Source organism: Pseudarthrobacter raffinosi, from assembly GCF_023913735.1.
Lineage (GTDB): Bacteria > Actinomycetota > Actinomycetes > Actinomycetales > Micrococcaceae > Arthrobacter > Arthrobacter raffinosi.
This window is the reverse complement of record NZ_JAMXBH010000013.1, coordinates 59,227-82,595: the sequence shown is the minus strand read 5'-3', so window position 1 is coordinate 82,595 and position 23,369 is coordinate 59,227. Positions and strand designations below refer to the sequence as shown.

The window sequence follows — 23,369 nt, the reverse complement described above, 5'->3', positions numbered from 1 at the left end:
CACGGCCTACCTGTACCGCACATAAATATCTTATTTCGAATCAACAGAATCTGGAGAAAAGGAATGGCTGACTCACTTAGTTCGGTCTACCAGTCGATGGTCGTAGACGGAGGGGTGGACCCGTCGGTAGCCGTTGGATCCGTCGACTATGGCGAACGCAATTACACGGTTACCTATGAGGTGGACGAAAAGCGCAACGATCTCATTGCGACCGCAGCGTCTTTCAAGGACATGTTGCGCGAAAGCGCGCGGGAAATCGACGAAACACGGCGAGTTCCGGAGCATGTGATCGAGGCGCTGGCTGACGCCGGTCTCTTCAAGCTTGGGGTCCCCAAACGTTACGGAGGGCATGAGGCCGATATCCGGACGATCATCGACGTGGCCGCTACTCTGGCTGAGAGCTGCGGGTCGACGGCCTGGGTCGTCACACTTATCAATACGGTGGGAATCGGCGTCGGGATGCTGCCGAAGCAGACCCAGGACGAGGTCTTCGGAGCCAATCCGGATGCTCGAGTAGCCGGCGTTTTCTCCCCCCGCGGGGAATCGCGTCGTGTCGATGGTGGCTTCCGGGTCAACGGAACGTGGTACTACGGCTCCGGAACGCTGCATTCAGATTGGGTGATGGTCGGATTCCCCCTGGTGGATGAGAGCGGAGAGACCATTGATTTTGGGCTCGGTCTCATCCCCCGTCCGGATTACATCGTTGAAGATACGTGGCATGTCGTAGGCATGCGCGGTTCGGGAAGCAATGCGATCGTGGTGGAGGATGCATTCATTCCAGACCATCGGATCCTTTCAGTGGCCCGCGCTCTCAGCGGGGATTACCCCACGGAATATACTGATGAGCCCCTTTACCGTTCGGCGTTTCAGGCTGCCTTCACGCTTGTGCTCACGGGTGCTCAGCTCGGGCTGGGACGGGCGGCGTTGAGACTTGCCGTTGACCAGGCGGAAAAGCGCACGATTCCCAACACGATATATACCCAGCAGCGCGAGTCTGTAGGGTTTCAATTGCAAATCGCCGATGCGGCGATGCTGATCGATGCAGCGCACTTCCATGTTTATAGGGCCGCCGCGGATATCGATGAGGCCGCTAAGAGGGATGAATATCCGAGTTATGTGGCACGTGCTCGCATCCGGGCGGATGCGGCCCGCGCAGCTACCTGCGTGAAAGAGGCGATCGACACTCTGCTCACAGCTCACGGGGCCGGAAGTTTTGCCGAATCCAGCCCGATGCAGCGTATGTGGCGTGATTCCAATATTGCGGGCCGGCACGGGACGCTTGTCCCGCCGGCATCGAGGGAAATCTACGGCAAGGCATTGTTGGGATTCAGCCTGGAGGAGAACATCACGAGGCTTCTCTGACGAGGAGTCCGGGGTCCGAGAGTGTCAAGATCTGCTGCCCCGATCGTGACGAGTTCAAAAGGTTGCCCGACCCTGCCTAATGGGGCCCGTCTCGAGGAACTGGTGGCCAAGGTTGAGCGGCTAGTGAGACGGCTAAATGAGACTAGGAGAAAAATGGATAGCGTGACAGAGATCAGCGAGGTGGTGCTCCGGGAGCGCCAGAGCCGAGTGCGAATGCTGTCGGACGAACTCATGGCTTGCTTCCACGAGGACGCCACAGTTGAGACGAGCTGGTCGCAGGGCAGCGCCGCCGCATTCGTGGCGGGCGCCGCGACCCGGTCAGCCGACAGCGGCCCAATCCTCAATCGGGTGGGTCCGCCCGTGATCCGGGTGAGCGGGCGGCGTGGTTTCGTCGAGCTGCCGTCCACGACGACCCGATGGATACCGGTGAACGGCACCGAAGCGGTCCTCGTCTCCTTCATGCGGCTGCTCTACCGGGTCGAGAATCGCGGCGGTACCTGGAAAATCAGTTCGCTGCATGCCGTCAACGAAGGTGATACGCTCGATCCCGCCGTGTCGGGCACCAGCCTCGGCATCGACCCCGATTCGCTCTCGGGACTGCGTCACTCCTATCGATTCCTGGCCTACACCCGGGTGCTCGAGGGAATCGAGGTCAGCCAGGATCTCTACGGCATCGATCGTCCGGAAGAGCTGACAGCGCTCTACGACGACGCCGCCGCGTGGCTGGAGGGATGAGCATGGCAACGCCGGAAGGCAACGCGCTCCCCGGGAATTATGGGCGCTGGGGACCGGACGATGACCGGGGTACGTTGAACCTCATCACCGACGAGGTTCGTGCCCGCGCCGTCACGGAAGCACGTAGTGGCAGGACGGTCTCACTCGCACACGCGATAAAGCCCACCCCCCTTATCGCGGGCCCCACCCCGATCTTCGGCGGATCGGCGGCTGTGCAACAGGCCATGATGTTCACCGGCTCGCCGTCCATGGCGATGGCCGAGTTGCTGGTGATAACTACACATCACCCGCAGTTGACCCACATCGATGCGCTCACCCACACGGTCGTGGACGGGATGGTCTATCCCGGGGTCCCTCTCAGCGAACGCGGAAACGCGGCAGGGATATCCCGGGGTTCATCCTCGATCTTCGCCGGAGGCGTGCTGACTCGCGGCGTCCTGATCGATCTGGCCGAAGACGGGCCGCTCCCGGTGGACTACGGCGTGACGGGTGCCGATCTCGATGGCGCGCTGGCGCGCACCGGCACCGAATTTCTGCCGGGCGATGCCCTCGTGGTGCACGGTGGATGGGACCTGTCCAAGGATACCGGCGGTACGTTTCCGGGTATGACCTTGGACGCGGTGGCCTGGATGCATCGCCACGATGTCTCCGTCTATCTAGGCGACATCCGCGACGTCCGTCCGTCCCACAACCCCGGCATCCGCTCGCCACTGCACCACGTCGGCATCGTCCGAATGGGAATGCCGCTGGTCGACAGCGCCGACCCGACCGAACTCGTACGCGTGTGCCGTGAGGAAGGCCGGAACAGCTTCATGCTGGTCCTGGCGCCTCAACGCCTCGAGGGTGCGACCGGTCTCCCGATCAACCCAATGGCGATTTTCTGATCCCCCAACCGAATAAGCGATTGCCTCATACCGAACATGAAAGGGCGTAGTACGCCAGTGAACACCCCGATCAATCACGATGATCTCTTCATCGACGGTGAATTCGTCGAAGCAGCCTCCAAGGACCGCTTCACCGCCATAAATCCAGCGACCGAAGAAGTGCTGGGAACAGTCCCGATCAGCAACGCCGAGGACATCGACCGTGCCGTGCGGGGGGCCCGAACGGCGTTCAGCACGTGGAGTCAGACCACAGGCGCCGAGCGCGCCGAGGTCCTCAGCAGACTCGCCGACGCTTTCGCCGCAAGGGGCGACGACATCGCCGCTTTGGTCTCCCGGCAAAACGGTGCACCTCAGTGGTGGGTCAACCAGAACAAGCGCATCACGGAAGCGATCTATCGCAATGGAGCCAAGAACGCCGCGGCGATCCTCGCCGAGGAAGTGCTTCCCGGTGGCGAGCACGGCACCGTCGTACGCAAGGAACCTCTCGGAGTCGTCGCGGCCATCGTTCCGTGGAACTCCCCGCAGGCGTTGCTGTCGATGAAGATCGCCGCCTCCCTGGCCGCCGGCTGCACCGTCGTGGTCAAGCCATCCCCAGAAACCTCTCTGGATATTTATCTGCTCGCCGAAGCGATCCGGGAAGCAAAGGTCCCCCCCGGCGTGATCAACATCGTCACCGGAGCCGCCGAGACGGGGGCCAACCTCGTCGCCCACCCTGGTATCGACAAGGTTTCCTTCACCGGCTCTACCGCGGCTGGCCGGGCGATCGCCATCTCGTGTGCCGAGAACCTCAAACCCCTCACAGCCGAACTCGGCGGCAAGTCCGCCGCAGTCCTTCTCGAGGACGCGGACATCGAGGTCTTCACCGACTCGATCCCGTGGCGATGCCTGCCGTTCTCCGGTCAGGTGTGCCACGCGATCACACGGGTGATCGTGCCTCGTTCGAGGCATCAGGAGGTGCTCGACGCTATGGTCGAAAAGCTCTCCAGCCTGTCCTACGGCGACACCTCGGATCCGGACAACCTGCTCGGTCCGCTCGCGACGGCAGCCCAGCGGGACCGAGTCGAGGAGTACATCAAGCTCGGTGTCCAGGAGGGTGCCCGACTCGTGCTGGGTGGCGGCCGACCCAAAGGTTTCGACTCCGGCTACTACATCGAGCCCACAATATTCACCGATACTGACCCCTCGATGCGCATTTTCACCGAGGAGATCTTCGGACCAGTGCTGTGCGTGGCCGTTTACGACACCGAGGACGAGGCCGCCGCACTACACGATGCGACCAACTTCGGGCTGAGCGGCAGCGTCTTCAGCCGCGACATAGAGCACGCCACCGAATTCGCCAGGCGCCTCGGTACCGGCGAGGTCCTCATCAACGGCAAGCACGGGGCTCCGAACGTCGACTTGGTCCGCAGCTTCTATAAGCACAGCTCGCTCGGCGGAGGAATGGATCTAGTCTCCCGCTACCAGCTCACCAAGTCGATCCCGCGCGCCTGAGCACCCACGTTCCGTCGGGTCCCTACGCGGGGGCCCGACGGATAACAGGTGCGTGAAGATCAATACGACGAAAGAAGGCATCCTCGTGGTGAACCAATCCATGTCAGAGACCCCACCGAAACCCAAGATCGATATCCATCAGCACGTTCTCCCGCCGTTCTGGGTCGATCATCTCCGCGAGCATCCCTCGCCGCACCGACTGCCGGAGTGGTCGCCCGAAGCGGCGATCGCCAGCATGGACAGGCAGGGAATATCGAAAGCCTACCTCTCGCTGAGCGTACCGGGCGTGCTGCCCTGGCCGGAGGACGAGCGCGCTTCAGCGGCGAGGCGGGCTAACGAGTACACTGCCCACCTGATCGAGCGATGGCCGGACCGATTCGGAAATCTCGCCACACTGCCACTGCCCGATGTAGAGGCCGCGCTGACCGAGCTGAACCATGCGTACGACCACCTGGACGTCGACGGGGTGATCCTGTTCACCAACTACGGCGACATGTTCCTCGGGGACCCGACTTTCGAGCCGCTCTGGGAGGAACTCGACCGACGCTCTGCCGTCGTTCTGATCCACCCCGACAGCACGACCCTTCCAGGTCTGGAAGGAATACCCGCGTCCCTGGTGGACTTCCCATTCGCCACGACCCGGGCAGCGGTTGACCTGGTGTTCCATGGCGTGATCGCGCAATACCCCAATGTACGATGGGTGCTCTCCCATGCGGGCGGGTTCCTCCCGTACGCTGCGGACAGGTTCGCAACAGGCGGCTCAATGCTGCCGGGTGCTCCCGATAAGGAAACGCTGATGAGGCAGTTTCGGTGCTTCTACCTTGATACCGCTCTCTCCACCAGCTCACTGGTCCTTCCGTCTCTGACCGCATTCGCTGACCCGGAACGGATCCTGTTCGGCAGCGATTACCCCTACGCCGCAGGAAAGTCGGAGGAGTTCACCGCCGCACTGGACAACAGCGCCCTGCTGAGCGAGGAACAACACTGCGCGATCACCTGGCGCAACGCGGACAACATGCTTTCGTCTTCATCCATCAATCAGTGAATCGCGCAAGTCGCAGCGGAAGGCGAGGAGAACCCGCGTAGCGGGCGCTTCCTTGTCCCCGATCACAATGGGCAGACCTACCATAAGTCGCCCGAACCAAGCAGGGGAGTTCTCATGGCACGCAATCGACAGGAGATCCCCCGCGACGAGCGCTACCTCGAACTCATTACGGAGGCTACGGCGCTGTTCTTGAAGCACGGCTATGCGCAGACGAGCATAGCCGACATCAGCGCTGCGGCGGGCGTCGCGCCCGCCAATGTCTACTGGTACTTTCAGTCGAAGGATGAGCTCTTCGCCGCAGTGATGGACCGTATGCTACAACGCGAGCTCGACTACGGGAGGCAGGACCTCGATCCTCTCACGGCACTTGTGCGAGGTCTGGGTGACATGCGCGTGTTCCGCGGCTTGCATCAGGAGATGCACACGCGCATGCTCAAATCGGAGGCGGTCCGCGAGGCACACGAGCGTTTTCTCGATTGGATCAGGGCATTGGTTGGACGGGTAGTCGATGAGCAGCCGGAGACCGCGGAGAGGAGGATGATCATCGATATCGTTGTCTCTCTCTTCGAGGGTGCGAACGTGTCTGAACCCGCGTCGCGGCCAGCGACTGAGATGATCAGGTTCCTCCTGAAGTCGCTGGGAGCCTTTGGGGCACCTAATTCAGATCCGACGGATCTAGTGAAAAATGATAAGGCGCAATCCTCCTCGGCCTAGCGGTACTCGGCTTGAGGTGCATTGCACCGCTGTCCCCTTCCGCGTGCGCCACGTCTCAGGTGCGCTGCGGTCGGCCCCCAGCATCCATCTTGCGCGAAACCTTCCTAAATCTCTTGATTCAGATTCAAGACAAATCCCTATGTCTTGAGTAAGCTTTATCTATGAAAGTTCCTTCGTATAATATGCTGCCAGACCGTAATTTCAGATCAAACACCAACGTACGCTTCGTAGCGTCATCTTGATCGGCGTTCAAGCCAACGCATAGGAAGTTGTTTGGGCGACCGAAGGTGATCGGCGGGCCGTTGCCTGAATAGGAGAGGGTTCAATGATGAAATTTGCTGGTCGAGGTACACCATGGACGCAGCTCGCCGCAGCGTGCTGGCCGCGGTCGATACTTGCTGTCAAACACCCGGCGATGCGGTTTCGCCGACCGACCCTGATCCGAAGACCTGAGTCGGTTGCCCGCGGGACGGTGGCCGCATCGGGACCTGATTCGGTCACTGCGCTCCGTCACTCCAGCGCACAACTTCACAACCTCTCAAGCACTGTTTGGAGAATCTCATGACAACTGTTGCATCAACGACAAAAAAGACGATGGAGCATCCGCTCAATGCCTGGTATGTGGCGGCGTGGGATCATGAGGTCACAAGCACCGCCATCATCTCCCGGACCGTGGCCGAGCGACCACTCGCTCTATACCGCACAGACGACGGGCGTCCCGTTGCACTGGCAGACGCTTGCTGGCACCGTCTCGCGCCGCTGTCGATGGGCAAACGGGTCGACGGCGATGGCGTGCAGTGCCCGTATCACGGCCTGAAGTTCAATTCAGCGGGACGCTGCACCTTCATGCCGGCGCAAGAGACCATCAACCCGAGCGCCATGGTGCCGTCCTTTCCGATCGTCGAGCGCCATCGTTTCCTCTGGGTATGGCTGGGCGACCCGACTGTCGCAGACCCCGCCAGCATCCCCGACATGCATCAAATGGATTCGGCCGAATGGGCGGGTGACGGGCTGCGGATCGAGGTCGATGCCAACTTCCAGTTGGTACTGGACAACCTGATGGATCTCACTCACGAGGAATTCGTGCATGCCGGCAGCATTGGCCAAGCAGAGCTCAGTGAGTCCGATTTCGAGGTCACACGGGAAGAGCGCAGTGTCACTCTGAGTCGCTGGATGCTGAACATCGATGCGCCGCCGTTTCTCGCCAGGAATATGCAGGACAAATTTCCGGGCTTCCGGGGCAAGGTGGACCGATGGCAGATCATCCGGTACGAGGCACCCTCGACGATCTGCATCGACGTGGGCGTTGCCGAAGCCGGCACGGGTGCGCCCGAAGGTGATCGCAGTCGTGGCATTGAGAACTACGTCATGAACACCATCACCCCTGTGACGAGCAAGTCGTGCGCCTATTACTGGGCGATCACGCGCAACTATGCGCTGGACATGCAATCGGCGACAACCCGGATGCGCGAGGGTGTCGCCCGTGTCTTCAGGCAGGACGAAGACATGCTCGTCGCGCAGCAGCAGGCCATTGACGCCAACCCCGACTATGAGTTCTACAGCCTAAACATCGACGCGGGCGGCATGTGGGCGCGTCGCATCGTCGAACGCATGCTTCAGGACGAACGCAACGCGGCCGGCCACGCTGATCCGGTTCGGATGAGTGAAAAATGACGGCCCCGAACTCGATGGGCTGGCAGGCGGTCCGTGTCGTTGCATGCGGCCCGGTCGCTGACGGAATCCAGCGGATCGTGCTGGAATCCTCGCGTGTCGAGCGGGCGGCCCCCGGATCGCACCTGGATGTCGAGGTTGCGATCGAGGGGGGTTCCGAAGTTCGCTCATATTCGGTGGTGAACACTAGTGAGGACGGACGACGGCACACCCTGGCAGTGCACCGCGCGCCGCAGTCGCGCGGCGGCTCCGAGTTCATGCACAGGTTGCGGGTCGGGGATGAGTTGAATGCAACGAGGCCGTTGCAGAACTTCCCTCTGCGCGTGGGTGCGGCTCGTTACACACTGATCGCCGGAGGTATCGGCATCACGGCAATGGTGGCCATGGCGAGCATGCTCCGTCGGCTGGGTGCTGATTACACCCTTGTCTACGTCGGTCGTACGCGAGCACGAATGGCATTCCTTGCCGAGCTCGAGCTCGAGCATGGCGATCGCCTGCGGGCCTGTGTCGACGATGAGGACACCAGTCTGAACGTGGCACAACTCGTCGATCAGATTGCCAACGACGACCTCAGCCCAGCCATCGAGGCGTACATGTGCGGGCCCATCAGGCTGATGGACGCAGTGCGCCGCAAATGGAGCGATACCGGGCTTCCACTGACCAATCTGCGATTCGAGACATTCGGCAACAGCGGCTGGTTCGACCCGGAAGAGTTCATTGTGCGGATTCCGCGTCTCGGGATCGAAACGGCCGTTGCACCGGACAGTTCCATGCTCGAGGCCATCCAAGGAGCAGGCGCTGAGATGATGTTCGACTGCCTGAAAGGTGAATGCGGACTGTGCGAGGTCAAAGTCCTGGGACTGGACGGTTGCATAGATCACCGCGACGTGTTCTTCAGCGAAGAGCAAAAGAACGCCTCGCGCAAGATGTGCGCCTGCGTGTCACGAGTGGTTCGCCCTGTCTCGTCGGACGTGGAGACTAGCGGACAGTCGGCTTCGAGAGAGTCGGCCATCGTGACGATCGACATTACGTGATCGCATTCCGCACCGCAGAAGACTCGATGGACTATATAACCATCATCGATTCGGGCCGCAAGTCTGATGAAGTGTCACTTCATAGGCGGGTGCGGAGGGAGCTCCATATGACGGGTAGCCGGGGCCTCTGTTTGAATGCGCAAGCGGCTTGACCCTCGTCGCCTGAGGCACAGGATGGTCGAACACGGACCTCAACGCCGGCCACGAAACCGTCCGGATTCTGGACTTCGTCAAGCTGGCGAATGCGTACGGCTGCGCTTCGTTCCGATGCGAACGTGACGAGGACATTGATGCGACCATCCAGAAGGCCCGAAATCAATGACCGCCCCGTGGTCATCGATTTTGTATTGAGCCCGGACTTCATGGTGTGGCCGATGGTGTTAACAGATGGTGCCCGGGGTGAGTAACGACCAGATCCAGATTGGCCGCAACATGACCCCGGAATAGGAAGAAGGGGACTGACCGTGAGCCGTCACACACTGTCCGTCCTGATTGAAGGCAGTCCCGGCGTCCTGACCCCGTCGCAAGAAAGTACTAATGTCTTACAATAAAACCTCTTTAGTGGCCCAGACGCGCGCTCAGATCCTGGCCAGCGATATAGAGCAGCAAATTTTCGACCGTGAGTTCAAGCCAGGAGAGCTGATCGGCACGATTGACACGCTCAAGGCTCGAACGGGCTTTGCCCGCTCGACAGTGGGTGAGACCATCCGGCTCCTGACGGATCGCGGGCTCGCTGAGATCCGCCCCGGACGCGGCGGCGGGCTCTACGCCACCGCGTCCGGACCTGTGGTGCGCATCCGTCACACCCTGCTGGCCGTCAGCGACGCCCCTGCTTCGGTCGTTGAGGCAGTGGCCGTCCGCGAGGCGCTGGAGGTCCTGATCGACGTGGACGCCGCGGAGCACCGCACGCCCGCCGACGTCGCCGACATAAGAAAGCTTCTTGGGCGACTGAAGACAGCAGCCATCCGGAGCCGGACCGGGTTCCTGCTAGCCAACTGGGATCTGCACGAGCGCATTGCCCTCATCTCACCAAACCAGACGGCGTCAGCGCTGTACCTTTCGATGACACGATTCGTGCGCGACCAGGCCGTCACCGCCACCCACGACGAGGACCCCAAGTCAGAGACTTCGGGGCTGCAGGTCCGGTTCGAGATTCACGAGGAACTGGTCGCCGCCATCATCGCCGGCGACGTCCCGCGCGTGAAGAAAGCTACCGAAAAACACGCAGGGCTGCTCACCACCTAGACATTCCAGAGCCTGATCCGGTATTCAAACCGGATTCAGCCCATTCAGGCGTTGCAACAATTTGGCCGTCGTTGGGGAGGGCCGGGGCTTCTTTGTACGTTGTATCTTCTGGGCGCAAGTCAGTCGACGGCCCTTGAGCGTGCCTGGAGTTCTTGGTTCGTTTCAATTAGCCGCCTGTAGGTCGTCGTTTGCCCGTGCCCGGGAAACACCAACAAATCTGCGTCAAAAGACATCGCCAAGAACATGTCTATGCTTGATTGCATATCTTTTTCGCTGCCCGTGGGTCGAAAGGTTGGGCCTACGCTGTCAGCGAGAATTGTGTCTCCGGTAAAGAGTGCATTGTAATCGGTGAAGTAGTAAAGGCTTGATCCCACTGTGTGTCCCGGCGTATGCGTCACAACTATCGAATAACCTGCGATCTCATGCGTACCCTCGTCGAGGGGAATAATCGGGCTTTGAATATTGAGTTCGAAGCCGGCCGTTTTCGACTGGTTTAGGTCGGGGTTCGTGGGAAATTCGGCGTCAGGTGCAGGGAGGAATACCTGCGCATCGGGATATTCAGCTTTCAGAGCGTCAAGTCCAGCGAGGTGATCCCAGTGACCGTGAGTCAGCAGTACCGCGTCCGCTCCGCCGACGCGCTCGAGGTATTCGGAGACTGCGTCGCTGTAGAACCCAGGGTCGATGACAATGGTTTTGTCCTCGACACTAACGACATATAGCCACGAGGAGAAACCCTCAGAGTTGGTGAATTGTTGGATCTGTATTTGGCCACGAGCGGTTCTGTCCCGTCCGCGCTCGACTGCGTCTGTCTGCGCAGAGGGTCGAGTATCAGGTAGTTGGCTGCAGCCTGACAAAACGATCAACAGGGCTACTACCAGAACGGCGCCAACTCTGCTGGCGAAAGGTGCACACCGCATTTCACCCGTGCCCCCGTTGTTGGTGTCGTTGGTGCAGTCTCTCGTTTGCATCAGCTTCTCTATGGACTGCTCATCCCAGGTTGCTGCGATCAGTTTGTATCCGTCCTCGCGGCATAGTAGGCGCCGATCGTTCTGTGTGCCTCGGACCCAGAGAATCTCGCCGTCTTCGGTGTAGTCGTCAATGACGGCTGTCTGGCGGTTTCCGCGGGGGTCTTCTAGGACGATGTGCTGTCCGCGCTGGATCCCGTCCCAATCGTATTGAGTGTTCATCCCTTGGTCCTCTCGGGGTCATGGGTCCTCGAAAGGCAAGGGGCAGCACAGGTAACCATGCCTACCTGTGCTGCCTTTTGCCTACCTGGTGTGCCCTGCGACCGATATTGCTACTGGTTGTGGCGCTTCAGTGGTTCGAAGTACTGAAGTCACCTTCGTTGAGGAATCCGGTGACGACCTCCGCCCATTCCTGGGGTGCTTCGATGTGGAGCAGGTGCCCGCTTTCCGGGAAGCGGTGGAGCCGGGCCCCGGGTATGGCCTCCACGATCTGTTCGAGGTGCTGCGGAGGCACCCGTACATCCAGGTCCCCGCCAAGAACAAGGGTCCGGGCAGTGACTTTGGGTGCCTCGGAAAGGAGATCCAGCCCTGCGCTCATTTCCGCGGCCATGGTGGCGGGGGCGGCGAAGTTCAGGGGCGCCGTGGCCAGGCGGTCAAGGAAGGCCCTGTCTTCAGGGGACGGGCGTGCGATGTAGGTGTCCATCATGGTCCGCATCGCGGTCCGCCGGTCCTGATCGGTGCTGGCACTGCGCATCCTCGGGCCCGCCTGCCTTGACCCATTCAATCGGCTGGTGCCGTCCGGGACTGAGAGTTCGAACGCTTGGTGGATCTTCTCCAGCTCCCGGATGAAGGTTTCATCCATTCTCGCCGGTCCGCTGGCCAGGATCAGGGAGTTCACGTTCCCCGGGTAGGCGGTCGCGTACGCCAGCGCTGTCGTTGCCCCGTGGCTGCTGCCGTAGATGCAGAGCCGTTTCTGGCCGAGGTGCCGGTGCAGGGCCTCCACGTCTTCGACGTACCCGGCGAGGCGGTAGCCATCTGGTGCCGCGGGAGGATCGGAGGCGCCGGTCCCCCGGGGGTTGAAGATCAGGAGCTGGTATCCGGGCAGGTCAAGGCCACCGAAGTAGATTTCCGGGTCCAGTCCCGGACCGCCGGGCAGCAGGACCACCAGGGGTCCCGCACCCTTGAGCGTGTAGGAAAGAGTGCGGGAGTCCGCGGTGCGGAAAGTCTGCATCGTCAGCCCCTGGAGGGGATGGCTGGCTGGGGTGTGCGGGAGGCGCTGATCAGTCGCGCGACGGGGGTTGGCTCCAATGTCCTGGGGCCGATGGTGTCCCCGATCCACGCGGTCTGGGGATCTTCGGGCTGGAACGCCGGCCACGGAGCCCCGTTGAGGCAAGCAGGGACCCCGGTCCGGGCGAATTCCGCCCATGCGTGGCGCACACCGCGTGAGATTTGGGTGTCTATTTCCTCGTAGTATTCCGGGGGGTTCAGCGTGCCGAACAGGTAGGGAATCTCGGCGCTGTGTTTTGCCAGAAGCCCGGTGCTGCGGGCACCGGGTGAGACGCGTGCGAAGTGATAGGAGTAGCAAGTGCGGCCGAGCTCGGCGAACCGTTCCAGGGTGGCCCGTGCCGGCTCGTGCCACACACCTGCCGTGATGACCTCGGCGATGGCCTCATAGTCTCCGGCTCCGGTGGAGGCGAAGTGTTCGAGGATCTCGGCGTAGCGGTCTCCGCCCATGGCTTTGGCCATGTTTGCCAGCGTTTCGGGGGTGTAGGCGTCCTCGGGCCGTACCTCAGGGTGCGCGTAAAGCATGGTGGGCTGGACGAACATGCGTGCTTCATCTTCGGTGCAGCCGAGCATGACCGGGACGTTCTTCTCCCAGCCGCCGAAGTCATCGTCGATGACGCCACCGTCCGGCACGGGGTACCAGACAAGGTTGGCCGGGGTGTGCACCTGCCCGGCCGGCGGGAAGATGCCGGACAGGGCCAAAGAGGCTTCCCGGACTTTCTCAGCAGGTATCTGGCGAAGTTCGTTGATGTCGGTGCTGCCCAGACGCTCGTAGAGCCGGTCGGTGGCCGTGTGTGAGCGCTCAAGGGAGGGGGAGTCGACGACGGCGTAGTCTTCGAAACCGGCGCTTTGGATCACTGCTTTGTGGAACAGGCCCCGTGCCGATGGTGTGGACAGCAATGCCCGGGTGGCGGCTCCACCTGCTGACTGGCCGAAGATGGTGACGTTCTCCGGGTCTCCGCCGAAGGCGCTGATGTTGGTCCGGACCCATTCCAGTGCCGCGACCCAATCCTGGACACCGAAATTGGCACCAACCTCAGGGTCGGTCAGGAACCCGAAAGCGCCGAGGCGGTAGTTCAGCGAGACGACGGTGACCCCGTCGCGGCACAGCTGCTCTCCTGGCCAGATCTTCAGCGACGCCGAGCCGTTGAGGAACCCGCCGCCGTGGATCCAGACCATCACCGGTTGCTTGTTGTCCGACTCAGGCTGGGTTGTCCAAACGTTCAGGTACAGGCAGTCCTCACTTTGGGGGGCTCCGAGGTCCATTCCCGTGTCTGCGGTCTGGATGGCTGCGTTGCCGAAGGCTGTGGCGTCCAGGACGCCGTCCCACGGCTCAGCCGGTGCCGGCGGGCACCAGCGGCGTTCGCCTACCGGCGGTGCTGCGTACGGGATGCCCAGAAACGAGTGGACTCCGTCCCTGACTGAACCTTCCAGAAGGCCCTGTTCCACGCGGATTGTGCTCACTTGAATATCTCCAATTCAAAGGTGGGGGCCCTGAGCCCCTGTTTAACAGTAGTCCGGCGCCTGCCGGTCACAATCGGTTGGTGCTGCGGATTCCAACGGCCGTTTACTCTCCGGGGTCTGCGTGCAGCCCGACTGCTTCGATGGCTGCGACGGCGCATTCTTCATCGTGCTGGGGCAGGTTGCCGCTGACTCCGGCAGCTCCGATAACAATTCCCCCGGTGTTCCTGATCAGGACACCTCCGGGGACCGGCACCAGGTTGCCCTGGGCGAGGATGGTGACGGCGTTGATGAAGGCTGCGTGCTGCTCGGCCTTCTTGGCCAGGGACCGGCTGCCGACACCCATGTTCAGTGCTCCCAGGGCTTTGGCGGAGGCTATGGCCGGGCGCAGGAGGCTTGAATTGTCTTCCTTCGCGAAGGCCACGAGTTGCCCGGCTGCGTCCAGTACCGCAATAGTCATGGGCGGGTAGTCGTTCGCCCGCGCATGCTCCAAGGCAGTATCAACGATGAGGCGGGCCTGGTTCAGTGGGATCATGATGCGTCTTCCACCTCGGGGGAGTAGTGCCGGGCATTCGTCGTGGTCCGCACGGAGAATCCTCAGGATCCTGCCGGGATTGGCCGCGCGTCAATCATGGTGCCGACCAGCAGGCAGGGGGAGTCACTGCGGTTGCTCCATGCGTGGTTGGTGCCGCGGATGATGACGGTGTCGCCGGGGGTCATGAGGACTTCCTCGACGTCGGTGACAAGGTAGATCTCCCCGATCACGCAGGTGATGCTGTCAAGCGTTTCGGTGCGGTGCATGGTGGGGTGCCGCACCGATTCAGCTTCGGTGGCTTCGAAGCGTTGGCCGACCTTTTTGTTCAGATCGGCGAAGACTTCCCGGTGCTTGTCGGCGTCGTGGTGGTCCGGCGGGATTTCCACGGCGCGGCAGATCATGCCGTTGGGGAAGGGTTCCCGGGTTTTCACATCGAGGGAGCGGTCGCCTTCGATGCTGTTATTGGCTGGTGTTTCCTGGGTTCCCCAGAGGGTGGCGCGCCAGAAGAAGCCTTCTTCTGACTGGACGTTCGTCTGTTCTGTGTCCAGAACGGCGGAGCGGCCTTCGGCGTCGGGGCCGACGACGATTCTTTTCCATCGTGACATTGGTTGTCCTTTTCCTTGGTGTGCTTGGTTGCCGAGAGGGAGTTGGGCTAGGGGGCGGGCCATGTCCTGGGTTAGCGGCCGGGAAAGCCGCTGTCCGGGGCGGCTGGCCGGGAGTAGTTCGAGGTGCCGGTGACGGCTTTGTTTGCTGCTTCGACTGTGTCTTCGCAGAAGCTGCGGAAGGCCATGATGTCCAGGCCCAGGCAGAACACTTTGATGCCGTCCTCCAAGGCTTTGGAACAGCCCTCGGCCGTGGGTTCCAGAACAGGCCCGCCCATGACCGCCACTCCGTGGCGGGCCGCTGAATCCAGTACGCGGCGGTAGGCTTCCTGAACCTTCGGGCTCTTGAGCATTTGGTTGCCTTCGCCCATGGCGAAGGCAAGGTCACCCTGGCCGAAGACGATGATGCTGACCTGCTCGAGGGCGCAGATCTCATCGATGTTTTCCACGGCGTCCGGGTGCTCAATGAGGGGCACGAGGAGGGCGTTGGCGTTGTTCCATTCGGCGTATTCGGGGAAGGTCCTGAAAGAGTAGCCGGCAGCGCGGACTGCGGGGCAGATCCCTCGGCTGCCCAGTGGCGGGAAGAACGCGGCGTCCGCAACGGTCAAAACGTCCGCAGCGGACTTGACCATCGGAATCATCAGGGCCTGGGCCCCGGCCTCGAGTGAACGCCGGATGGCGGTTTCGTCATGGAGTTCAGGGATCCGGACCATGGGCACAAGGCCGGCTCCGTCGGCGGCCCGAACTGCGTCTTCGATGGCCCGTGGATTGATGCCGCAGTGCTCGCTGTCCAGCATCACGAAGTCGAAGCCGGTGTTGCCCAGGACTTCAATGAGTGCGTGGTTGCCCGTGAAGCATTGCATTCCAAGGGGAACCTGCTGGTTTTCAATCATGGTGATCAGGCGGTTTCGCTCGTACAAGGCGTGTCCTTTCGGGAGAGCGACGGGAGGCTTTCGAAAACCTGCCGTTCGTGACTTAAGTCACGCTAACATCAAGACGCCTACATAACAAGTGACCAGATGTCTCTATGCTTTCGCAATTTTTGACTATTGGTGACCGGGTCATCAGGTGACTACATTTGGAGTGCGGAGAGTCCGCGCAGAGGAAGGTTTGAAATGAGCGATGTCTTCACCAAGGGTCCTTACCGGAGAGACAGGACCCGCGTAGCTGATCAGGTATCAGAGGATCTGCGGGGCCAGATTCTCTCCGGTCGCCTCCAACGAGGCTCCAAACTGCCCTCCGAAAAGGAACTGGCTGCGCAATACGACGTCAGCTCACCCACCATCCGCGAAGCCCTGGGCGCCCTGAGCGCCATGAGTCTGATTGAGGTCCGTCACGGCTCGGGCACCTACGTCAGCGCCGAAACAGACAAACTGCTGTCATCGGCCATGGCAGCCATTGTGCAACTGGAGAGCGTCGACATCCTGAGCATCATGGACATCTCCGAAGCCCTGCATTTGAAGGCAGTTCGACTGGCGCCATCCAAGGCAACGAAGGAGGACCTATCGACACTCCGTCGGGCCGTTGATGCGCTGAACGCCGCCGCCACTGCCGGAACCGACCACCCCGACGAGCTCCTGGCCGCATTCCTCAAAGCCTTGGTGGCAACATCGCACAACCCCTTGCTCACCGGACTGTCCGGCTTCCTCATTGACGCCCAGATCGCGCTGGTGCGGGACGTCGCGAAGCGGGCGCCGTCAAGCTGGCGAATGATCGCCGGCGACCTGGTGGAAGAGCGTGAAGCAATTGTGGCCGCACTTGAGGCCCGGGATGGCGACGCTGCGCAGGCGGCTGTTTTGACTTACATGCAGCATGGGGAGGAACTCGTGCGCCTGAACCTGGAGAAAGTCTCCTAGGCCCTTCGCCGTAAAGTCACCAAGAGACCTTGACACTTGGGGACTGATCTCTTTAGAGTGATGTGACTCACGCACAAGGAGGCCCTAGTGGTACACGTATCGAGTTCCTGGTCCAAGGGCGTCGTCGCCCTGGCATTGATTTCCCCGCTTCTCGCGGCTTGTGGCAGCACCCCGGCGGCACCTGCGCCGGGTCCGTCCACCAGCGCAAGCACTGGTGGGCCGAAAGAAATAACGACCGTCAGAGTTGGTGTTCCGGCCAACGCGAACGCCATCAGCGCACACCTTGCGGTCGACAAGAAGTATCTGGAAGATGCGGGACTCAAGGTCGAGTTCATGGACGTCACTTCAGGCGCGGCAGCCATCCCTATGCTCCTGAACGGGCAGATGGATATCGCTTTGGGTGATGGCATCGGCACACTCACCGCCTCCTCCAACGGCGTCCCCATTGCCATCGTCGGAGTAGCCACGACACAGCCCTCAGATCCCAAGCTGGATTCGACTGCGATTTTTACTTCCCCCGCCATCACAAAAGCATCTGATCTCACCGGCAAGAGCTTCGCCGTCAGTCAGCTGGGAGGAGCCGCGGAACTCGTAGCAAAATCTGCCATTGACGCAGAAGGGGGCGACTCCTCAACGATTGAGTTCGTGGAAATGCAGGCTCCCCAAATGGCGGCAGCCATAAAGGCTGACCGCGTCGCGGGGGCGCTGCTCAATGAGCCTTTCGCTACTGCTGCCGAAAAGGAGGGCATTACCCTGCTGACCCGTCCGCAGGCAGCGGGCGGACCAGGTCTGCCGGCCACCTACTGGATCACATCGCAGGCATACGGGCAGAAAAACCCGGCTGTGATGGACAACTTTGTTACCGGAATCCAAAAAGCCGGCCGGGAAGCGAACAGCAGCCCTGAGCTGGCGAAGGAAACAGCATCAAAGTTCCTTCAGATGGACCCCGCAGTCCTCAAGGCCATCCGCCTTCCCGCGTTCGCAGAAAACGTCACCGACACGTCCGGCCTCAGCAAGTACATCGATCTGGCCAACCGCTACAACGTGCTCAAAAAGCAGCCGGACCTTGGCAAGCTGCTGAGCATCAAAGCCACGGCGGGCTCCTGATGTATCCCCTGACCACGCGTAGTCCCAGGTGGAAGGACTGGCTAGGGTAATGGCTGTCCCGCTTCAACTCCAGCGTCCGCGCACCCTGGGCATCAGCGCGAATAGAAGGCTTTGGCGCGCCGTCGCCGCACTCGGGCTGCTGGCCTGCTGGGAACTGGCCAGCATGCTGGTCGGACCAAACTCTCTCCCTGGCCCCTGGGCAACTGCTACGGCCCTTGGAAAGTTGCTGACAACAGCGGAACTCTGGACAGCGGTGGGGCTGACAACACAAAGCACGCTCATTGGTCTTGCCATTGCCGCTGTCATAGCTGTTCCTGTCGGTCTCTTCATCGCATCCAGTCGCCTCGCCACCTCCAGCACCAGGATCACCGTGGACTTCCTCGGCTCCATTCCACCCATCAGTTTCCTGCCGGTCGCCCTCCTGATGTTCGGCTCAACGATGCCGATGAAGCTCGTTGTCATCGTCTATGGCGCCTGCTGGCCCCTTCTGGTCCGGTCCATTGATGCCCTGCGGGACGTCCACTCCGTCCAACACGACGTGGTGGAGGCTTTCAAGATCAGGTTCAGCGTCCGGTGGCTGCGGGTCTTCCTTCCGGCCGCGCTGCCCGGGATCCTCGTCGGCATCCGGGTCTCGCTGACCATCGCACTCCTGCTCTCAGTCGGAACCGAATACGTGGGCGGAGCACCTGGCGTGGGGGGAGAGCTCCTGCGGGCCCAGGTCGACGGCCGGGCGGCAGACGTCCAGGCATACGCGGTGACTGCCGCCGTTATGGGACTCGCGTTCAACCTGGCGATGCGGGCCTCCGAACGCCTCCTGATCAGCTGGCATCCCTCCATCAGGACGAAAGGAAAATCATGATTCGGTCTGCACGGACAGCGCTGCTTCAGCTGTGGCTGCCGGTTCTCCTTATTTCCCTCTGGTGGTTCCTGTCCGTGGGCAGCACCTCCCTGTACTTCCCCGCGCTGAGCGACATCCTTGACGCCGTAGGCAGGTTGTGGCTTTTCGAGCACGCCGTCAGTGACCTGCTTCCCAGCATGAGGAACATGCTCACCGGGTTCGTCCTCGCCGTAGCCATCGGGGTGACCCTCGGGCTCATCTTGGGAAGTCTGCCCCGGCTCCTGGACGCGATAGAACCTGAACTTGAATTCGCCCGCGCACTTCCGGCGGTCGCAATCCTTCCCATCGCGATTCTCGTACTGGGACTCGGGGACAACATGCGCGTTTTCGTCATCACCCTGGGCGCCGTTTGGCCCGTTCTTCTGAACACCACCGCCGCCGTTCGGGGAATAGACCCAACGGTCCGGGACGTCGAATCCGCTTTCGGGATTGATCGCGTCAGCCGATATCTCAGGATCCGGCTCCCGGCGGCGCTGCCTCAGATCCTGTCCGGAGCCCGAATTTCGCTGTACATCTCCATTGCGTTGCTCGTCATCAGTGAGATGCAAGGGGCAGGACAAGGCATCGGACACTTTATCCTTGCCTCCCAGCGCGACTACGCCGTGGTCGACATGTGGAGCGGCGTGATCGTTCTTGGAGTCATCGGATACCTGCTCCAGCTCGCGTTCCGTGCAGGCGAAGCTGCACTTCTTAGAAACTATCCGCCACAACGGACCGGAAAGTAAGACCATGACTATAACCGGAAGTGACGAAATGTCCACCCATGCAGGAGCGTCTGCGAACCCAGAACCAGCAACGGGAGCTCCCCACAAACTGGTGACCATCAGGGACGTCGGACACGACTACCCCACCCGCGACGGCCACCGCACCGTACTGGACAAAGTCAGCTTCGACGTTAACCCCGGAGAATTCATCTGCATCGTCGGTCCATCCGGCGTCGGAAAGACAACCATCCTGCGATGCATCGCCGGACTGCAGCCCTCCACCCGAGGCGAAGTCAAAGTCAACGGGCGGGTACTCACCGGCCCCAGTTCTGACGTTGGACTGGTCTTCCAGGACTACAGCCGCTCACTCATGCCATGGATGAGCGTCACCGACAACGTCGCTCTACCACTGCGCAAGCGGCTCACCCGGGTGGAAAGGGAACGTCGGGTAACCGCAGCCCTCCGTGAAGTCGGCCTCGACCAACACACCGAATCAAAGCCTTGGCAGCTTTCAGGGGGTATGCAACAGAGAGTAGCCATCGCCAGGGCCCTGGCCTTCGGTGCCCCCCTGCTCCTGATGGATGAGCCCTTTGCCTCCGTTGATGCCCAGACCCGGGCAGAACTGGAGGACCTGTCCCTGCGGGTTCGTGAAGACAGCGGACAAGCAGTCATTCTCATCACCCACGACATCGACGAGTCAATCTATCTGGCAGACCGGATCATAGTCCTCGGTGGATCACCGGCGTCGGTGATAGCTGAGCTGACTGTGCCGCTGGGCTCAAACCGTGACCAGATCAACACCAAATCACTGCCAGAATTCGCGGAACTGCGGAAAACGGTCCACACCCTCATCCAGGAAGCCTCGCGATCGATGGGTCAAAAAGGAGGAAGCAAGTGACCACAACCCCTGACACGGTCCTGGACACCCAGGAAGGAAACAGGTCGGTACCTCCTGCCATCGCCGGCCTTCACCACCTGACCCTGGATGTCGATGACCTGGAGGCCAGCCGGGGCTGGTTTGGGCGGGTTCTGGGCGCGTCCCACCTGGAAAACCTGGACCACTACGATGACCGCGGCATCAAGTATGCCGTCATCCTCAAGATTCCCGGTCTCATCGGGGTCATCCAGCTCCGCCAGGCGACCGACCAACTCCACGTGCAGAAGGGTTATGACCCCATTACCTTCGAGGTAGCCGATGTGGACGCACTCAACGCCTGGCTCAGGCACCTCGATTCATGCGCCGTGAAGCACTCCCCAATATCCAGAAGGAAGGCCGGGAATGCCCTGGACTTCTTCACACCGGATGGAATCATCCTTCGTCTGTATGCCAACTTCGCGCCTGCGGAGCAGAAGTAATCCAATCCGAGCCTCGGCCACCCTTCCTCGAGCGCTGAGCAGAAGAGGTAACCTGCCACACGAAACAGGAAGCCCCCAGCCCGGAAACGGCTAGCTCACATCGCCAACGAACGCTGCTGACGATCCGGTTTTTCGACCCGCGATTGTCATCAGCTTGTAACCAGTCGTCGTCATCAGAGAGGCCGCCCACCTCGGATCCGAGTGGGCGGCCTCTTTCGTCTCTGCCGCAGAACTTCTGAAACGGAACTGCACGGGGCCTGCTCACCCAAGCCAAAGCAGTTGAGACCGAGATCTTCCGCTGCGGACGAGCCAGCCTTCTCTCTGGGTGCCCCCCCTCCAGCGCCGGGACGCAGAAGTAGATAACGTACACCTCTCCCTGCGTGGGGGAGTACCTGGTCGGCACCGCAGATGTTTTCCCGGCGCCAAAGGAACCCAGCAGGGGCGGTATCAGCCCACATAGAGGAGGCGGCGTTGCGTCAGCCGGAACCCGGGGGCAGCAGCGTACTCAGGCCTGGTAGCGCCCTGGCCGGTGGTTAACGGCGAGTATCAGGTTGAGAACCACTACGCCCGTGATTGAGGGCAGCATGACATCGGAATTGCCGATAAAAAGAGAAGCCAGAACGATCAGCGCGTCGAATCCCAGTTGCACTATCCCGGCGCTGGGGCCGAACCGTTCCTGTAAGTAGAGTGCCATAATGCCCATGCCACCTGCGCTGGCGCGATGCCGAAACAGGACCAGGAAACCGATCCCCATTAGTACACCGGCAAGTAGGCAAGCGTAGAGAGTCCCGATGCTGCTGAGGGCGAACTGGGTCAAGTGGAAGTCGGCCAGCACGGAGATCAGGCCTACCACCAGGAACGTCTTCAGGGTGAAGAGCCAGCCCATCCTCAAGAGCGACAGCACGTAGAAGGGCAGGTTGATCAGGAAGAACATGATCCCGAAGGACCACCCAGTGGAGTAGGTCAGAAGGAATGCCAATCCCGCCAGGCCACCGGTGACGGCACCGACTTTTCCTAAAAGAACCACTCCGAATGAGAGGATGAGCGATCCGATGATCAGTGCGCCAGCGTCCTCGAACGGCCGATGAGGCAATGAGGATGACTGGTTTCTCCGCGATTCTGGGGTTTGGCCCCGATGGGTGCGCACGACGGTACACTCCGGTTCTGTATGTTTGACGCCATGCAGGCCCAGGCAGGGATGGACCTCCTGCCCGGCCCCGGCGGCCTCCGGTCAGTGCTGGCGAATTGGCATGGTTCTTTGTTCCCGGGGTGGGGGAGAAGAGGGTGGGAACTGAATCACTTCACGTGGTGAAGCCATCCAAAGCTGTCCTCGCGGTGTCCGTACTGGATATCGGTGAGAGCGTCCCTGACCTTTCGGGTCAGTTCTCCTGCCTGTGTGGCCCAATCCAGCTCTCCGCCGGACCAGACGAGTCGTCCGACGGGTGCAACCACGGCTGCGGTGCCGCAAGCGAAAACCTCTTGGATCCGCCCATTCGCGACGCCCTCCCGCCATTCGTCAATGCTGATGCGTCGCTCCGTGACAGGGATTGACCAGGATTTGAGCAGCTCTATGATTGATCCCCGGGTGATTCCCTCGAGTATGGTGCCGGTGAGCTCTGGGGTGACGACGGAGCCGTCATTCAGGACAAAGAAAAGATTCATTCCACCGAGCTCTTCAACCCATCTACGCTGGACGCTGTCCAGGAAAACGACCTGGTCACAGTTGTTTTGTTGTCCCTCGGTTTGGGCGATGAAGGAGGCGGCGTAATTTCCCCCGGTTTTTGCTGCGCCCGTCCCGCCTTCCCCGGCCCGGGTGAAGTGTTCGCTGACCCAGATGCTGACCGGGCTCAGGTCACCGGGAAAGTAAGGAGCCGCCGGCGTTGCGATGACCGCGAACGTCAGATGGCGGGCCGGTCTCATCCCCAAAAAGGGTTCCGAAGCAAACATGAAGGGCCGAAGATATAAAGAACGGTGCCCTGAGGATGACGGCACCCAGTCGCTATCCTCACGAATCAAAGCATCGGTGGCGGCTACGAAGAGCTCTTCATCCATTTCCGGCATGGCCATTCGACGGGCTGAAGCATTCAGCCGGGCGGCATTTGACCGCGGGCGGAACGTCCAGACAGAGCCGTCCGGGTGCCTGAACGCCTTCATCCCCTCATAGATTTCCTGTCCGTAATGTAAAACAGCGGCGGCAGGATCAAGGACGAAGGGGGCATAAGGCTGCACCCGAGCCGAATGCCACCCCGATTCCGGGGTCCACTCGATCACCACCATGTGATCGGTGAAGTACTTTCCGAACCCCGGGTCAGCCAAATAATCGGCCAGCACGTGTGGGGGTACGGGCGATGGGGACGGGTGAATATCTATGTTCATGTTCTTCTCTCCTATCAAGGGCCGGAACAAACCGCTACATACTT

The 23,369-nt window shown here is 61.1% G+C and carries 23 protein-coding genes and 1 pseudogene; 16 read left to right on the top strand and 8 right to left on the bottom strand.

The window, feature by feature from the left end:
- The first annotated feature begins 63 nt into the window (after positions 1–63).
- The 10 genes and pseudogenes from NG698_RS13585 (at position 64) to NG698_RS13540 (ending at position 10,181) form a co-directional block, all read left to right on the top strand.
- Positions 64–1,362, top strand: a complete 1,299-nt coding sequence (locus NG698_RS13585) for an acyl-CoA dehydrogenase family protein (RefSeq protein ID WP_252610399.1) — start codon at positions 64–66, stop codon at positions 1,360–1,362.
- A gap of 162 nt (positions 1,363–1,524) precedes the next feature.
- On the top strand, positions 1,525–2,097 hold the full coding sequence (locus NG698_RS13580; protein ID WP_252610397.1) for a nuclear transport factor 2 family protein: 573 nt from the start codon (positions 1,525–1,527) through the stop codon (positions 2,095–2,097).
- 2 nt (positions 2,098–2,099) lie between these two features.
- On the top strand, positions 2,100–2,981 hold the full coding sequence (locus NG698_RS13575; RefSeq protein ID WP_252610395.1) for a cyclase family protein: 882 nt from the start codon (positions 2,100–2,102) through the stop codon (positions 2,979–2,981).
- Between the two features lie 57 nt (positions 2,982–3,038).
- Complete coding sequence (locus NG698_RS13570; protein WP_252610393.1) at positions 3,039–4,472, top strand: aldehyde dehydrogenase family protein; 1,434 nt, start codon at positions 3,039–3,041, stop codon at positions 4,470–4,472.
- Positions 4,473–4,524: 52 nt separating this feature from the next.
- Positions 4,525–5,517 carry an amidohydrolase family protein gene (locus NG698_RS13565; RefSeq protein ID WP_252610391.1) on the top strand — a complete coding sequence of 331 codons (993 nt, stop codon included), beginning with the start codon at positions 4,525–4,527 and terminating at the stop codon, positions 5,515–5,517.
- Positions 5,518–5,631: 114 nt separating this feature from the next.
- Positions 5,632–6,231, top strand: coding sequence for a TetR/AcrR family transcriptional regulator (locus tag NG698_RS13560; protein ID WP_252610389.1), 600 nt, complete (start codon positions 5,632–5,634; stop codon positions 6,229–6,231).
- Positions 6,232–6,792: 561 nt separating this feature from the next.
- Entirely contained in the window at positions 6,793–7,905 is a 1,113-nt protein-coding gene (locus tag NG698_RS13555) for an aromatic ring-hydroxylating oxygenase subunit alpha (protein WP_252610387.1), read from the top strand.
- Positions 7,902–8,936 (top strand): PDR/VanB family oxidoreductase, encoded by a 1,035-nt coding sequence (locus NG698_RS13550; protein ID WP_252610385.1) that lies wholly within the window; start codon positions 7,902–7,904, stop codon positions 8,934–8,936. Before NG698_RS13555 ends, NG698_RS13550 begins: the two co-directional genes overlap by 4 nt.
- Before the next feature lie 175 nt (positions 8,937–9,111).
- A pseudogene (locus tag NG698_RS13545) lies at positions 9,112–9,383 on the top strand (thiamine pyrophosphate-dependent enzyme); the annotation flags it as partial.
- 90 nt (positions 9,384–9,473) lie between these two features.
- Complete coding sequence (locus tag NG698_RS13540) at positions 9,474–10,181, top strand: FadR/GntR family transcriptional regulator (RefSeq protein WP_252610383.1); 708 nt, start codon at positions 9,474–9,476, stop codon at positions 10,179–10,181.
- A 119-nt stretch (positions 10,182–10,300) separates the two neighbouring features.
- On the opposite strand, the gene NG698_RS13535 is transcribed toward NG698_RS13540, so the two are convergent.
- The 6 genes from NG698_RS13535 to NG698_RS13510 all read right to left on the bottom strand — a co-directional run bounded on the left by NG698_RS13535 (position 10,301) and on the right by NG698_RS13510 (position 15,948).
- Positions 10,301–11,368, bottom strand: a complete 1,068-nt coding sequence (locus NG698_RS13535) for an MBL fold metallo-hydrolase (RefSeq protein WP_252610381.1) — start codon at positions 11,366–11,368, stop codon at positions 10,301–10,303.
- Positions 11,369–11,495: 127 nt separating this feature from the next.
- Entirely contained in the window at positions 11,496–12,377 is an 882-nt protein-coding gene (locus tag NG698_RS13530; protein ID WP_252610379.1) for an alpha/beta fold hydrolase, read from the bottom strand.
- A 2-nt stretch (positions 12,378–12,379) separates the two neighbouring features.
- The gene (locus NG698_RS13525) at positions 12,380–13,894 is read right to left on the bottom strand and encodes a carboxylesterase/lipase family protein (RefSeq protein WP_252610377.1); all 1,515 of its coding nucleotides are present in this window, start codon (positions 13,892–13,894) and stop codon (positions 12,380–12,382) included.
- A gap of 103 nt (positions 13,895–13,997) precedes the next feature.
- A complete protein-coding gene (locus NG698_RS13520; protein WP_252610375.1) occupies positions 13,998–14,426 on the bottom strand; it encodes a GlcG/HbpS family heme-binding protein in 429 nt (142 codons plus the stop codon).
- 62 nt (positions 14,427–14,488) lie between these two features.
- Positions 14,489–15,031 carry a cupin domain-containing protein gene (locus NG698_RS13515; protein WP_252610373.1) on the bottom strand — a complete coding sequence of 181 codons (543 nt, stop codon included), beginning with the start codon at positions 15,029–15,031 and terminating at the stop codon, positions 14,489–14,491.
- A 71-nt stretch (positions 15,032–15,102) separates the two neighbouring features.
- Positions 15,103–15,948, bottom strand: a complete 846-nt coding sequence (locus NG698_RS13510) for an HpcH/HpaI aldolase family protein (protein ID WP_252610371.1) — start codon at positions 15,946–15,948, stop codon at positions 15,103–15,105.
- A gap of 195 nt (positions 15,949–16,143) precedes the next feature.
- Between NG698_RS13510 and NG698_RS13505 the strand changes: the two genes are divergently transcribed.
- From NG698_RS13505 to NG698_RS13480, 6 genes are all read left to right on the top strand, one after another.
- The gene (locus tag NG698_RS13505; protein WP_252610369.1) at positions 16,144–16,884 is read left to right on the top strand and encodes a FadR/GntR family transcriptional regulator; all 741 of its coding nucleotides are present in this window, start codon (positions 16,144–16,146) and stop codon (positions 16,882–16,884) included.
- A gap of 87 nt (positions 16,885–16,971) precedes the next feature.
- A complete protein-coding gene (locus NG698_RS13500; RefSeq protein ID WP_252610367.1) occupies positions 16,972–17,991 on the top strand; it encodes an ABC transporter substrate-binding protein in 1,020 nt (339 codons plus the stop codon).
- 49 nt (positions 17,992–18,040) lie between these two features.
- On the top strand, positions 18,041–18,850 hold the full coding sequence (locus NG698_RS13495) for an ABC transporter permease (RefSeq protein WP_252610365.1): 810 nt from the start codon (positions 18,041–18,043) through the stop codon (positions 18,848–18,850).
- A complete protein-coding gene (locus NG698_RS13490) occupies positions 18,847–19,614 on the top strand; it encodes an ABC transporter permease (RefSeq protein ID WP_252610363.1) in 768 nt (255 codons plus the stop codon). The genes NG698_RS13495 and NG698_RS13490 overlap by 4 nt, the downstream gene beginning before the upstream one ends.
- Before the next feature lie 4 nt (positions 19,615–19,618).
- A complete protein-coding gene (locus NG698_RS13485) occupies positions 19,619–20,491 on the top strand; it encodes an ABC transporter ATP-binding protein (RefSeq protein ID WP_252610361.1) in 873 nt (290 codons plus the stop codon).
- Positions 20,488–20,949, top strand: coding sequence for a VOC family protein (locus NG698_RS13480; protein WP_252610359.1), 462 nt, complete (start codon positions 20,488–20,490; stop codon positions 20,947–20,949). The genes NG698_RS13485 and NG698_RS13480 overlap by 4 nt, the downstream gene beginning before the upstream one ends.
- Before the next feature lie 505 nt (positions 20,950–21,454).
- On the opposite strand, the gene NG698_RS13475 is transcribed toward NG698_RS13480, so the two are convergent.
- Positions 21,455–22,096 carry a YitT family protein gene (locus NG698_RS13475; RefSeq protein ID WP_252610357.1) on the bottom strand — a complete coding sequence of 214 codons (642 nt, stop codon included), beginning with the start codon at positions 22,094–22,096 and terminating at the stop codon, positions 21,455–21,457.
- Positions 22,097–22,245: 149 nt separating this feature from the next.
- Positions 22,246–23,325, bottom strand: a complete 1,080-nt coding sequence (locus NG698_RS13470) for a branched-chain amino acid aminotransferase (RefSeq protein WP_252610355.1) — start codon at positions 23,323–23,325, stop codon at positions 22,246–22,248.
- Positions 23,326–23,369: the final 44 nt, after the last annotated feature.